14 protein-coding genes and 1 tRNA gene are annotated in these 13,747 nt (G+C 33.4%); 12 read left to right on the top strand and 3 right to left on the bottom strand.

The annotated features are described in order from the left end of the window. The first annotated feature begins 66 nt into the window (after positions 1-66). A tRNA-Phe gene (locus tag IJI93_RS05215) sits at positions 67-139 on the top strand. Positions 140-262: 123 nt separating this feature from the next. On the opposite strand, the gene deoC is transcribed toward IJI93_RS05215, so the two are convergent. Together deoC and IJI93_RS05205 are read right to left on the bottom strand one after the other, a co-directional pair. Then, positions 263-991, bottom strand: coding sequence for a deoxyribose-phosphate aldolase (gene deoC / locus IJI93_RS05210; protein WP_292820903.1), 729 nt, complete (start codon positions 989-991; stop codon positions 263-265). Positions 992-1,048: 57 nt separating this feature from the next. Further along, on the bottom strand, positions 1,049-2,713 hold the full coding sequence (locus IJI93_RS05205; protein WP_292820901.1) for a tRNA uridine(34) 5-carboxymethylaminomethyl modification radical SAM/GNAT enzyme Elp3: 1,665 nt from the start codon (positions 2,711-2,713) through the stop codon (positions 1,049-1,051). 113 nt (positions 2,714-2,826) lie between these two features. Between IJI93_RS05205 and IJI93_RS05200 the strand changes: the two genes are divergently transcribed. Continuing rightward, entirely contained in the window at positions 2,827-3,099 is a 273-nt protein-coding gene (locus IJI93_RS05200) for a PRC-barrel domain-containing protein (RefSeq protein WP_292820899.1), read from the top strand. 8 nt (positions 3,100-3,107) lie between these two features. Beyond that, positions 3,108-3,407, top strand: a complete 300-nt coding sequence (locus IJI93_RS05195) for a DUF2098 domain-containing protein (RefSeq protein WP_292820897.1) — start codon at positions 3,108-3,110, stop codon at positions 3,405-3,407. 19 nt (positions 3,408-3,426) lie between these two features. Here the strand turns inward: IJI93_RS05195 and IJI93_RS05190 are convergent, their stop codons facing one another. Beyond that, entirely contained in the window at positions 3,427-5,505 is a 2,079-nt protein-coding gene (locus IJI93_RS05190; protein WP_292820895.1) for a DEAD/DEAH box helicase, read from the bottom strand. A gap of 131 nt (positions 5,506-5,636) precedes the next feature. On the opposite strand from IJI93_RS05190, the gene IJI93_RS05185 reads away from it, so the two are divergent. From IJI93_RS05185 to IJI93_RS05145, 9 genes are all read left to right on the top strand, one after another. Then, complete coding sequence (locus IJI93_RS05185; RefSeq protein WP_292820893.1) at positions 5,637-5,900, top strand: thioredoxin family protein; 264 nt, start codon at positions 5,637-5,639, stop codon at positions 5,898-5,900. 30 nt (positions 5,901-5,930) lie between these two features. Beyond that, positions 5,931-7,007 carry a cobalt-precorrin-5B (C(1))-methyltransferase CbiD gene (cbiD, locus tag IJI93_RS05180; protein ID WP_292820891.1) on the top strand — a complete coding sequence of 359 codons (1,077 nt, stop codon included), beginning with the start codon at positions 5,931-5,933 and terminating at the stop codon, positions 7,005-7,007. 101 nt (positions 7,008-7,108) lie between these two features. Beyond that, entirely contained in the window at positions 7,109-7,963 is an 855-nt protein-coding gene (locus tag IJI93_RS05175; RefSeq protein WP_292820889.1) for a winged helix-turn-helix domain-containing protein, read from the top strand. Positions 7,964-8,028: 65 nt separating this feature from the next. Further along, positions 8,029-8,784 (top strand): winged helix-turn-helix domain-containing protein, encoded by a 756-nt coding sequence (locus tag IJI93_RS05170; protein ID WP_292820887.1) that lies wholly within the window; start codon positions 8,029-8,031, stop codon positions 8,782-8,784. Between the two features lie 472 nt (positions 8,785-9,256). Further along, complete coding sequence (locus IJI93_RS05165; RefSeq protein ID WP_292820885.1) at positions 9,257-10,333, top strand: NAD(P)-dependent alcohol dehydrogenase; 1,077 nt, start codon at positions 9,257-9,259, stop codon at positions 10,331-10,333. A 117-nt stretch (positions 10,334-10,450) separates the two neighbouring features. After that, positions 10,451-11,137: an NADPH-dependent F420 reductase gene (gene npdG / locus IJI93_RS05160; protein WP_292820883.1), complete on the top strand. Its 687-nt coding sequence runs from the start codon at positions 10,451-10,453 to the stop codon at positions 11,135-11,137. Positions 11,138-11,224: 87 nt separating this feature from the next. Further along, positions 11,225-11,521, top strand: coding sequence for a putative quinol monooxygenase (locus IJI93_RS05155; RefSeq protein ID WP_292820881.1), 297 nt, complete (start codon positions 11,225-11,227; stop codon positions 11,519-11,521). A gap of 216 nt (positions 11,522-11,737) precedes the next feature. Further along, positions 11,738-12,820 (top strand): glycosyltransferase family 4 protein, encoded by a 1,083-nt coding sequence (locus IJI93_RS05150; RefSeq protein ID WP_292820879.1) that lies wholly within the window; start codon positions 11,738-11,740, stop codon positions 12,818-12,820. Next, positions 12,820-13,686, top strand: a complete 867-nt coding sequence (locus tag IJI93_RS05145; RefSeq protein WP_292820877.1) for a shikimate kinase — start codon at positions 12,820-12,822, stop codon at positions 13,684-13,686. The genes IJI93_RS05150 and IJI93_RS05145 overlap by 1 nt, the downstream gene beginning before the upstream one ends. Positions 13,687-13,747: the final 61 nt, after the last annotated feature.

The raw sequence follows: 13,747 nt of genomic DNA, 5'->3' as shown, positions 1-13,747 counted from the left end.
GTCTAGGGGTATGATTCCTCTTTGACGTGGAGGAGATCACGAGTTCGAATCTCGTTCGGTCCATATGCCATGGTAGTTCAGATGGGAGAACGCTAGACTGAAGATCTAGATGTCGCTGGTTCAAGTCCGGCCCATGGCATTCTTTTTATACTATTTTTCTTAAAAATTAGCTTTCCAATTAATATTCTGTTATTTTTATTTAGTTTAATATGGAAAATACTATATTCATCTGTTTATTAAAAAAAGAAAAAGTGAAAATTACCTATTTTTTAGTTAAGGTAATCGGTTTTGGTTTTACTTGAGTGTTTTCTCTCAACTCTTTATATCTTTTAACGATTTCATATCCCTGATTACTTGCTATTCTATCTGCTCCACCTGTCAAAACCTGGTTGGCAATCTTATAGCTGTCAACTCCACCATATATTTCGATTTTAACTTTTGGAGCATATTTTTGGATGATGTTGATGTCGTTTACGATTTCATATATGTGGCAAGGGGTTACAAATCCTGTTGCATTTTTAACGTAATCCGCTCCTGCCTTTTCAATAACTTGAACTACTGCAGATTTTTCCGCATCGTCAAGAGCTTTAACTTCTATGTCTACCTTTAGGATTTTATCGCCCACTGCTTTTTTTATCTCTTCGATTTCCTTACCTATTAAATCGTATTTTTTATCTTTAAGATGGCTTAAGTTAACAACCACTTCCAATTCGTCTGCACCTTTATCAATTAAGGACTTTGCTTCGGCTAATTTTGTTTGGCTATCTTCAAAACCTAATGGGAATCCGACTACACTTCCAACTTTAATGTCTGTGTCTTTTAAAGATTCTTTAGCCAGTTCCACATATGTCGGTGAAACGATAACTGAATTGAAAGTTGTCTCTTTAGCTTTTTCCAAAAATTCTTTCATTTCATCTTCAGTGATGATATTGTTTAAATTGGCATAATTGATGTAGGTTGCTAATTCTTTTGAATTTTTTATATTGTACATATTACCACTCTTGTTATAATTAGTTAGTATTTACACGAATGAACTATTTAAATATTTTCATATTAACTTTTTCATCATGTATGGTCCAACTTTTTCATATCCGAATTTACGGTAATAATTTCTGGAACCGATTCCACTGATTATGGCCATTTCTTCTTTTCCATTATCGATAGCTAAATTTTCAGCTTCTTTTAAGAGTTTTTCGCCAAATCCGGTGTGCTGGCCTATTTTAGGATTTTTATCTCCAATTTTTATCATGTTTCCGTAAACATGAAGTTCACGAACAAGGGCAGTCTTATCGCTGATTTCTTTTCTGAAATGATTTTTGGAAGGAAATCTTAACCTTAAAAATCCAGCTATGCTTTCCTCATTCACGTCTTCAATAGATAAGAAGTTTTCAACACCATCACAGGCCATGTAAGTTTCTTTAAATAATTCAAAATCATCTAATGTATATTCCTGACTTGTCTTTTTGTGTCCAATTTCACGGCATCTGATGCATTGGCAGTCGATGTGTTCCTTTTCGAGTCGGTTGTAGACAAGCTCTCCGAGGTTTGATTTTTTAACACCAGCTTCAATTAATGTTGATGGGATATCCCTTTGTATTCTCATGGTTCTGACCCATTTCGGCAGAATCTTTTTGATTTTAACAATCAGTTCAACAGCTTCCTCATCGGTGTAGGGAGCATATCCTCCGGCTTTCCACAAATCATACAATTCGCTTCCTTCTGTAACTAGGCATGGATAGATTTTAAGCATGTCCGGTTTAAAATTATCATCACTGAACAATTGTTTAAACATTTTCAAATCCTGCTTTTCTCTAACGAACAAACCGGGCATCATATGCATAGCCACTTTTATGGCAGAGTCTCTTAGAAGCTGATTGGCTTCAATTACATCTGCAATAGTATGGCCTCTTTTGATTTTAACATATAAATCATCGGACAATGTTTGAACACCAAGTTCGACTCTTGTAACTCCAAAATCCAACATTCTGTTAATATGTTCCTGTTTACAATAATCCGGACGTGTTTCGAAGGTCATTCCAACACATCTTACTTTTGATTTTTCATTGGCTTTCTGAACATCATCAATTAAAACGTAATCATTTGGAGGATAAGTCTTCAAAACTCCATTTTCAAATGATCTGATTTCATCGTAGTCCAAATTGTATTCGTAATTTTCAGGTTTATTTTCAATAATCAATCCGAAATCGGTCATTGCCTTTAGACATTGTGATGTAAACCATTCCTGATAGCACAGGTCTCTTGATGGGAATGTTCCTCCCATTATAATCAATTCAACTTTATCAATGGGATGGCCTATTTTCTTAAGCTGTTTTAGTCTATTGAAACATTGAATGTAAGGGTGGAATTCATACATTCTACCTCTTAACGCTGCTGGTTCTTCACCGGTATAGCTTGGAGGCGCTATTTCACTTTCAGGACAATAGAAACATCTTCCATGAGGGCATTTGTGTGGGTGGCACATCACAGCAACAATTGCAACGCCTGACATTGTTCTTGTAGGTTTTTTCTTTAAAATGCCAGAAACAACTTCTTTTTCTTCAGGTTTAGCATATTCTAAAATGTCTGCATTGCTCATAAATCTGGATAATTTCAAATCGCGGCATAATTGCCTTTTTGAAATTTCTAAATCGCGGCGAGTAGAAATTTTACCATTTAGAATATCCTCAATTATTATTCGACATGCATTTTCCATTTAAAACACCCTTTTTTTAAAAATTTAATAGTTAATTTTATATAATCGTATTGTTTAAATAGTTAATGTTTTATTATATGTCTATCAAAATAAATATAATAAAAGGTGATACTATGAAAATCAAAGAATTTATAGGTTCCACAGTTTTAGATAAAAATGCATATGAAGTTGGTAAAATTGATAATGTAGATTTTGACCCTGCATCTGGTCAAATTGAAAAAATCTTTTTAACTTTACAAAAAAATATCTTCTCTAGAGACGAACTCGAAATAGACTTTGAAGATATTGCAACCATCGGTGCTTATGTTATCTTAAATAAAGAAATTCCAAAAGATGTGGAAGAGGAGCCAGTTGAAACAACTACCGTTGAAATAGAAGATGAATAGGTATTAATATGGTTTTTGATGCAAGAGATAAAGAACTTGCTGTAGGCAATCATGTCCGTTATGTTGATACTGGAACAATTGGCGAAATTGTTGATGTAAAATCAAAAGATGGTATTGATTGGATAAAAATTGATAAAACTGAATTATGGTACCGCTCAAAATTGGTTGAGTTACTTGATGAAAAAGATTTAAAGAAAAAATCTTTTGATGATGGTGATGATGAGATTGATATTGAGGCATTAAAAGAAAAAGCATTAGATTTAGAAAATATTGAACTTGACTCTAATGTTGCTGAAGGTGGAGGATAATCTCCTCCCTTTTTTATTTTTAATTTTCTGTGAAGGATTTAATTTTTGAAGCTAATTTAGGACCAATTCCATCTATTTTTTGTAATTCTGCTTCAGAAACGTTTCCTAAATCGTTTCCAAATACATTCACTAAGTTTCTAGCTCTTTTTCTTCCAAGACGTTTAACGCCAACAACTAATGGTATAATGTCCTCTTTAACGCCATAGTATAATCTGGCTGATAGGAAATCAAATTCTTTCAGGTGAGTGTAATCGCCTAAAACTTCTGAAGTTTTTTTAGCAAATATTACAAGGCGGGATGCTTCATAAGCGGATCTTCTTGTTGAAGCGGAATAAACATTGTATTTATTCTCAATTTCATATTCGCTTCGCTCATCAATCCATTCAATAAGAGAAACGGTTGTAGCTTCAGGATTTCCGATATCCACTGCAAATAATCCTGCTTCAGACAGCTTATCGCGTACTGGATCTTTTGATTTTCTTCCTTTAAATGAAATTAAAGGTAAATCCGGAGTTTCAGATAGTGCATAAATAAATTCTTCCGCATTGAATTTGCTGATGGAGGAAATGTATTCTTTTATTTTAACTGCAGTCTCGACGGTATAATTGGACCTTGCTATTAAATTTCCAAAGTCTGTTGCCTTAAGGCCTTCCGGAGTTGCTCTAATTATTCCATTTTGAAGCAAGAATTGCAATGCAGTTTCAAGTTCATATCTTAAACTGTCTTCAGCAAATAGGGACATTGAAGGATTGTTGCTCATTTGATATCCATATAATGTCTTTCCAAAAAAGTCAGTTAATTCCTTTAAATTTTTGGAAAGTGATGATGCGATTTGTGCAATAATCTGCCGGTATATAGCATCTTTATTGTCAACCAATTTTGAATTGGTTAATTCAATGTCTCCCTCAATGTAATATTCCTCTAAGTTCAGGGCTTCATCCATTGTTTTAGCTATAAGATAGGAATAACCTACATCATCATACTGTGGCCTTCCAGCCCGCCCTGACATCTGTTCGTAGTCAAAAACAGGAATCGGTTGGGGGCCGTTGCTGGTCCAACGGGTATGGTCTCTGATTACAACTGATTTTGAAGGGAGATTGACCCCATACATTAAACTTGGTGTCGCAGTAATCATTAAGATATTGCCGTTTCTAAATTCATCTTCGATAATTTCTTTCTGTTCATTGAATAATCCTGCATGGTGGAATGCAACACCCTTTTCAGCAACTTCCGCCAGTTTAAGGCAGGTGCTTGTTGGCAGCGATCCCTTTTTCTTGGGAACTTCAAGCAGTTTTTCTGAAACTTCTTTAAATCTTTTTCTTTGTTCCACATTGATTTTCTTATTTATTTTGCCGGAAACATAAGTTGCAAGGCTTTCAGTAAATCTTCTTGTTGATACAAAAGCTAATGCCTGAGATTTGTCTTTAATAGCTTTTTCAATTACTTTTACAACAACATCATTTTTATTTTTCGTATTGAACATCTCAGCATCCAAAACCTCTTTATGGAGAGGCACAGGCCTGTAATCATGTTCAACACATGTTCCTTCAAGCCAGCCTTCAATCTCTTGGATATTTCTAAGGGTGGCTGAAAGGGCAATTATTCTCATGCTCGGATTGATGATTTTCGCACGTGTGATTGCCGCTTCAAGTGTTGGGCCTCTTGTGTATTCTCCGATCATATGGAATTCATCAATAATTAATGTATCAACATCCCTCAAGGCATCCCATGAAAATCTTGTAAGCGCATCAAAAGACTCGAAAACCATAACTGATAAATCTGCACTGGAAGGATGTTTTCCAACGTTGATTCCATATTCTTCAAATGCCTTAAATTCCTTTACCTTTTCATTTTGTATTGAAAGAAGCGGTGCTGCGTAAACTGCTTTTCCGCCCTCAAGTATTGTTTTAAGTGCAGGCAATACTCCCAAAACAGTTTTTCCGCTTGCTGTAGGAATACAAATAATGTAATTTGATTTGTCATCTAAATATCCGGATTCAATCACTGCTTTTTGGGCAGGATTGAACTCTTTAATGTAGGGATATGCGCCATTAATTATTTTCTTGATATCAGTTGGTAGGTTTTCCATATTAATCATTTAATTTTTATTTTTTTCATTAATTATAAATATTTAGAGTGAGCATTTGAAAAATAATGTAGGTGGTAACAATTATATATTAGTTATTATAAATTAGGTTTAAATAGTAATTAAAAAATGGAGACTTTATTATGGCAATTAAAGTAGAAGTATTTTCAACAAATTCCTGTCCTCATTGTCCATCTGCAATTGACGCTGCTCAAGTAGCAAAAGATAAATTGGGCGATGCAATCGATGTAGAAGTACTTAAAATCGATGAAAGTGATGAAAACAGACAAAAAGCTATTAATTATCAAATCATGGCAGTGCCTACTATTGTCATTGATGGTGAAGTGGTATTTGTCGGTGCACCAAGAGATGATGAACTCATTGAAAAAATTGAATCTTTGTTATAGATTCACTCTTTTTTATTCTTTTTTATTAAAATGACTAATGAGAATTATACGGGGGTTACGACTGGAACCGTAGCAACTGCTTGTTCGATAGCAGCTCTTGATGCTATTTTGGATTCGGCTGATGTTGCATGTGTTAAAGTAGAAACTCCTAAAAAGACATTAGACATTATTATTGATAAATGTAAGAAGATATCTCCTTTTAAAGCTTATGCTATAGCTCATAAAAATCCTTACAATGATCCGGATGTTACTGTGGATTTGGCTATTGTTTCTACTGTTGAATTATTCGATAAAACTGATGAAACATCTGATGTTATTATAACCGGCGGTGAAGGTGTGGGCATAATTACAAAACCGGGTCTTCAGATACCTGTAGGTGAACATGCGATAAATCCTGTTCCCCGTAAGATGATTTTTGAAAACTTGAAGGAAAAGCTGCCAAAGGGTAAGGCGGCCAAAGTAACCATTTCAATTCCGGAAGGCGAAAAAATTGCTAAAAAAACCATGAATCCTAAATTGGGCATTGTCGGAGGCATATCTATTCTTGGAACAACCGGTGTTGCAAGGTCAATGTCGAATGAAGCATATAAGAATTCCATTGTTACTCAACTGGATGTGGCTATTGCTTCAGGAATTGAAGATTTGGTTTTTGTCCCGGGAAATATCGGTGAAAAATTGGCCTTACAGAATCTGGATATAACCAAAGAGCAAATTGTCCAGACTGGTAATTTTGTTGGGTTCATGTTTGAGGAAGCCGAAAAGAGGGGAATTAAAAAATTCACTTTCTTTGGCCATATGGGTAAGCTTATTAAGGTTGCCGGAGGCATATTCGACACAAAGCATGCCGTTGCTGATGGAAGGCGGGAAATAATGGTTACTCATGCGGCATTATGTGGTGTTGACAGGGATAATCTGCAAAGATTATTCGATTCCAAGACCACCGATGACATGATGTCTATCCTGGATGAGTTGGACGTATCATTTGAAGTTTCAAACAGCATTGCCGATGCTATTAAAGATAGATGTAAACAACGCTTTGATTTGGATTTGAATGTTGTTTTGGTGGATATGGAAGGAAATTATTTAAATAACAACCATATGCTTTAAAAAAGAGTTTATTTGTTATTTCCTGATAAATTTTTTATCTTAATGTTTAAATATATTATTAAATAAAATATATATTACAATCACAATTGTGAGGTTTGAGTTTGAAAATTGATTTTAATGAAGATGATTTAAACGATTTTCAAGAGGAAATCAAATTTTTAATTAATTCTGAAATTCGTTTAAAGATTTTAGGATGTTTATATAACTCTCCAGCATCAATTAAAGAGATTGAAGAGAAAACTAATTACGGTTATAGTTCAATTTTGGATAACATTAATAAGCTTGAGCAGCGGATGATTATTTATAGTGTAAACGATAGGTTTTATTTGTTCAACAAAACAAAACTCAAACTAATCCACATGATTAATTTTGATAAGTCAGCTCGCATTTTAAGTGAAAACGTTAATTTCTTAAATGATTCCTTATTGGACATTTTTGTTGATACAACTAAGGATTTATCTCCGCTTGAAGGTGCAAAATTAGTGGAGTCCAATAATATAGATTTATTTAAGGCTACTGAAATTTTTCAATGTTCTTTAATGGGATTTAAGTTTTTAAAAGGAATATTTCCTTATTTTCACCCAAGACATGATGATATTATTAGTTATTGGATTGATAATGAATGTACCGTTGAGTTGATACTTCCAGATGAAGTTTCAGAGGCAGTAAAGGATTTTATTAAGGAGTATGTCCCTAAAAGTAAAGGGATTAAAAATAAGTATGTCCGATTAATACCAAACGACATTCATGTTAAATTTGCTTTTACGGTATCAGATAAATGCCTGGTTTTGGCTTTTTATCATAAATCCGGTGAATTCAATCAAAATGCGGTCATTGCATCCACTAGTAAAGACGCTATTCAATGGGGTTTAAAACTGTTTAATGAGTATCAGAAATTGTGCGGGGATTATGTTTCTTTGGAAAATATAATTTATCCTAAGGATAAGGGGGTATAATTATTAAATCTGAGTTTTTTGATAGTCAAAGGGATTTGGAAGATTTTAATATATTGAAATTTTTAATGACTTCTGAAATAAGGTTAAAACTATTATTTAGTTTATATGAATCTTCAAAATCAATTAAAGAATTGGAATCAGAATTTAATAAAAAATCAGGTAACATATCTCGGGGATTAAATGAACTTAGGGAGTGCAAGCTAATCACAAGATTATCCAACAAGCAGTTTGTAATTACTTCCGCGGGTTTTCTGGTTGCTCAGAATTTAGAAAATTTACTGATCAATTTCAAAAATATTGATAATAATGGTAGCTTTTGGGAAAACCATTCGCTCAAGTCTGTTTCAAATAAATTTTTAAAAGAACTGTCATTTTTCAATGATTCTATCGTTGTCAAATCAACCATTACTGAATTTGCCAAGCCTATAAATGAGTATTTGAAAAATATTAAGTTGTCTAATGATATCTGCATGATTTTGCCGGTTTATTCTAAGATATTTATGGATGCCATTTATGATTCAATCATTTTGCATGATGGCCATTTGGATTTGATTACTACAAAAAACATCCTGGATTTGATAGTCAAATCCGATTCGGACAGGTATTTTAAATCTTTGGTGAGGGATAAGAAAATAGATTATTATATTGTTGATGATCTTGCAAATATATTCTTCACTGCTACAAATACATTCACTTCATTATACTTATTTTTCGATGATGTAGTATTTGACAGTTCAGAAATGCTCTTTAGCAATGATGATGTTGTGTTAAGGGATGCTAGAAGTTTCTATGAATCATATAAGAATCATTTTATTGATTAATGTATATTTTTTTTAATCTTAAAATTTTCATCATCAATTTCATTTTTTATCATGAACATGTTTTTTTATCATGAACATATTTTTTAAATTATTTTTTTAGATTTTGAAATTCATTTTAATTTTTTTCCCCATACGATATGAAAAATACTTTCATTCGAAAAAAAATATTTGATTTAATTTTTTGAAATTATTTTCCGAAATAAATTTTTAATTGAAAAATCATTTTTAACTTGTAAAAATATTAAGTAATACTTATTTATTCTTTAATTTGAAAAATTTCTATTGAAAAATAGTTAATTTTATATAGTGCTGAAAATATAGAATTATTCACAGAAATATTTATTTAAACTTATTGTATGAAGAAATAGTTTATTTATATACCAAATTTCTAAAAAATAATTGTTTAAAGGTTTTTTTTCCTTTAATCATTTGATAGGTTTTTTAAATATTTTTAATAAAATGAGGTGAAAAAATGGCAACTTTTAAAGGATTTGCAATGAAAAGACTCAATGAAATCGGTTGGGTAGAAAAAGAAGTACCAGAATGTGGACCATATGACGCAATTATTAAACCAACTTGTGTATCTCCATGTACTTCAGATATTCACACTGTATGGGAAGGTGCAATCGGTGACAGAAAAGACATGGTTTTAGGTCACGAAGCTGTTGGTGAAGTTGTAGAAGTAGGTAGCCACGTAACCAAATTTAAACCTGGTGACAGAGTAATCGTACCAGCAATCACTCCTGACTGGGATGACGAAGCAGCTCAAAGAGGTTTCCCATCTCAAACAACCGAACCTCTCGGTGGTTGGAAATTCTCCAACTTCAAAGACGGTGTATTCGGAGAAAGATTCCACGTAAACATGGCAGACGCAAACTTAACATTCATCCCTGAAGGTTTATCCGATGAAGGTGCAGTAATGTTAACCGATATGTGGTCCACTGGTATGATGGGATCCGAAAACGCTGACATTCCATTAGGTGGATCAGTACTTGTTATCGGTATCGGTGCAGTAGGTCTTTCAGCTATTGCAGGTGCAAAATGTTTAGGTGCAGGAAGATTATTCGCAGCAGGTACCCGTCCAATTTCTGTTGAAGTTGCTAAAAAATACGGTGCAACAGACATAATTAACTACAAAGAAGGAGCAATCGACGAACAAGTCAGAGACTTGACTGACGGTGCAGGTGTAGACTCTGTAGTTATTGCTGGTGGTAACTTAGAAAACACATGGGCAGAAGCTATTAAATCAGCAAAAGCAGGTGGTACAGTATCCAACGTAAACTACTTAAGTGGTGCTGACAACGTATTAATTCCTCGTGTAGAATGGGGTTGCGGTATGTCCAACATCAACATTAAAAACGGATTATGTCCTGGTGGTGCTGTCAGAATGGAAAGACTTGCTGACTTAGCATTATGCGGCAGACAAGACCCTGAATTATTAGTTACCCACAAATTCAAAGGACTTGAAAAAATCGAAGATGCATTACTCTTGATGAAAGAAAAACCAAAAGACTTAATTAAACCTGTTGTAATGTTAGATCTTGACTAGTTCAAATCTGTTTTCTCAATTGGAAAAACTAAAGTAATGGAATTTTTTCCATTACTTTTTTTTTTAAAAGTTTTTTAATAATCAGTCGAAATTTAATTTTAACATGTGGAGGATAACATGAAAGTTGCAGTAATTGGCGGAACCGGACCTCAAGGATTAGGTATCGCAAAAAGATTTGCTATTGAAGGCGTTGAGGTTATTGTAGGCTCCCGTAAAGAAGAAAAGGCTTTAACAATTGTTGAAGAAACAATAGAAGAACTCAAAGATTATGATTTAAATATTGTTGGTATGGCTAATGAAGATGCGGCAAAAGAAGGTGACATCCTAATTCTCACAGTACCTTTGGCAGCTCAAAAACCTACTCTTGAAGGCATTAAGGAATTCTGTAATGATAAAATTGTTTTAGATGCTACTGTACCATTAGAAACAGCTATTGGCGGTAAACCATTCCGTTTCATTGATTTAATGGAAGGTTCAGCAGCTGAAAGAACTGACAAAATCCTTGCCGGAACCGGTGCAAAGGTAATCTGTGCATTTTGTAATATCAGTAATTCTCATTTGGCCAATATCCCTAATGATATAGATTGTGATTGTCTAATTGCAGGTAATGACAACGAAGCAAAAGAAATTGCTACCGAACTCATTAATAAACTTCCAGGAGTTCAAGCTATTGACTGCGGAATTTTAGAAAAATCCCGTATCATTGAAAAAATTACTCCTCTCTTAATTGGGTTAAACATCAAATACAGATCCCATTATGGTGGTCTTAGAATTACAGGAATACCTCAATTTGAAATGAAGTAAAAATTTTTCATAAGATAAGTTAAATTTTTAGAAAGAATATTTCTAATTTTTTAACTTATATGTTTTTTTAAATAAAAAGGTGATTCTATGATATTTGTTTTAGCAAAAGCAATTCCTAAAGATGAGGATGCTGCAAATAAGATTGTCGAATTTGCACAAGACTTAATTGAAAATTCAAGAAAAGAAGATGGAAATGTAGATTATAATCTATATTGCCATACTGGAGATAGCTCTTTATTATTTGTTGAACAATGGGAATCCAAAGAAATTTTGGATGCACATTTGCAAACCGAACATTTCCTTAACTTTGGAGGAAATATTGCAGATTTAGTTGCACAAGATTTAATTATAAATGTTTATGAAGCGGATTCTATTGAACTTTAGATAGATTTCTCTAAATACTTGATGTTTTCATTTAAAATTTATTTAATTTTTTTCTTTTTTTATTTTAGTAATAATCTTATTTTCACATGTTATCATTGGGGATTATTTTTGTGATTTTTCAAAAACTTTCTAGATAATTTATTCCATTTATTTTTTGGGTAATTATTTAAATAATAATTTTAATAAATTAATTATAATTAATAGGGGTTTATTTTTATGAAAATAGCTATGGTTGGTCAGTTCCCGCCTCATTTTGGAGGGGTGGGTGTTCATATTCACACATTATCGAAAGAGCTTGTCAAGCAGGGTCATGAAGTTTATGTGATTACTTATCCCCATAAGGAAATTAAAGACATTGACGGTATTCATGTCATCGGAACAAAAGGTCTCAATATTCCGGGTGTCAGGGGTTTAATGTTTAAATTGAATGCTAAAAATGCATTGAAGGATCTTATCCAAAAAGAAGACATTGACATTATCCATGGGCATTACCTGTTTCCTGCCGGTGCTGCTGCAGTTGAAGTTGGAAATAAGCATAACATTAAGACATATGTAACCGCACATGGGTCTGACATGTTTGAATTGTACAAAAGACAACCTTTCATGAGGTCACCTATTAAAAAAGTATTGAAAAATGCTGACGGTGTTTTTGCAGTAAGCAACGCATTGAAACATGAGATTATTGCAACAGGAGTCCGGGGAATTGCGAATAAAACAAAATTGTCTTGGAATTCTGTTGATATTGATAAATTTTCCAATAAAGAAAATGATTCATTTAAACAGGAATATAAACTCTTTGACAAACCGATTGTTCTTTTTGTAGGCAATTTGATTAAAAGAAAAAATGTTGATTCGCTCCTGGAAGCTAAAAAAATAGCAAACAGCGATTATTATCTTGTAATTGTTGGAGATGGCCCTTTATTTAAAAAACTTAAAAAGAAAGCTGAGGAAGAGGATATCCGTGATGTGATTTTCACAGGCTCAAGAAATGATGTTGAAGATATTATTCCAAGCTGTGATATTTTGATATTGCCTTCATTTTCAGAAAGCTTTGGATTGGTTTTGATAGAAGCGTTAGCCTGCGGAAAACCTGTAATCGGCAGTGATGTTGGAGGAATTAGTGAAATCATAAACAATGATGTCGGTTTGCTTGTAAATCCGAATAAAATATCATCTATTGCCGATGCCATTGATAATTTAGTAAACGATGAGGATTTAAGATATGTATTATCTTTGAATGCAAGAAACCGGGCTCTTGATTTTTCCAAAGTGGATATTCCATATGATGAGGTTAAATAATGAAAAAAATTGTGAGATCACCGGGTTCCGCAACTATAATTAATGCAATAGCAACAGGATTCGGTTCTGCATTCGGAATTGGATTGGATATTGTCTGTGAGGCTAAAACTTCCAGCGATTCAATCAGATGCAGTAATGATGTTGGAGCTGATAATTCATTAATGGAATTGTGTGTTAAAAAAGTATTCAATCATTATAATATCAGCGAAGATGAATTCGGGATTGACTTAAAAACAAAATCTTCCCTTCCAATGGCATCCGGGCTTTCAAGCAGCAGCGCATCATCCAATGCTATTGTGAAGGTGACTTCTTCCATTGTTTCACAAGAATTTGATTTAAAACCTCTTGATGATTTGGAGATTATTAATATGGCTATTGACGCTTCGCTGGATGCTGGCGTTACAATAACAGGATCATTTGATGATGCAACCGCTTCTTATTTTGGAGGGGTTGTCGTAACAGACAATAAAAATAGGGAGTTTATTATAAAGGAAAAAATGCAGGATTATCCTATTTTGATTTATATGCCTAATTTCTATTCAAAATCCGGAGATTCCAATCCTGAAAGAATGAAGTTGCTGGCGCCATTGGTTGAAACCGCTTTTGAGTTTGCAAAACAAAAAGATTATTTCAAGGCTCTTAATTTAAATGGTTTAATTTATGCAGCAACTTTGGGTTTTGATTCGACAATTGCCATTGATGCTCTTCAATCAGGTGCGATTGCTTCTGGATTGTCTGGGACTGGTTCTTCCTTTGTAGCTGTTGTAAGTGATGATTCCATTGATGATGTTGAACAGGCTTGGGCCAAATATGAGGGTCAGGTCATTAGAACAAAAGTGGACAATGATGGGTGCATATTAAAATGAGTGCTTGTTATCCAATTAATTGTTTTTAAAGTAATTAATCATATAGTTTATATACTAGTAT

The organism is Methanobrevibacter sp., assembly GCF_017431965.1.
Classification (GTDB): domain Archaea; phylum Methanobacteriota; class Methanobacteria; order Methanobacteriales; family Methanobacteriaceae; genus Methanocatella.
This window is presented reverse-complemented; position numbering and strand designations above follow the sequence as displayed.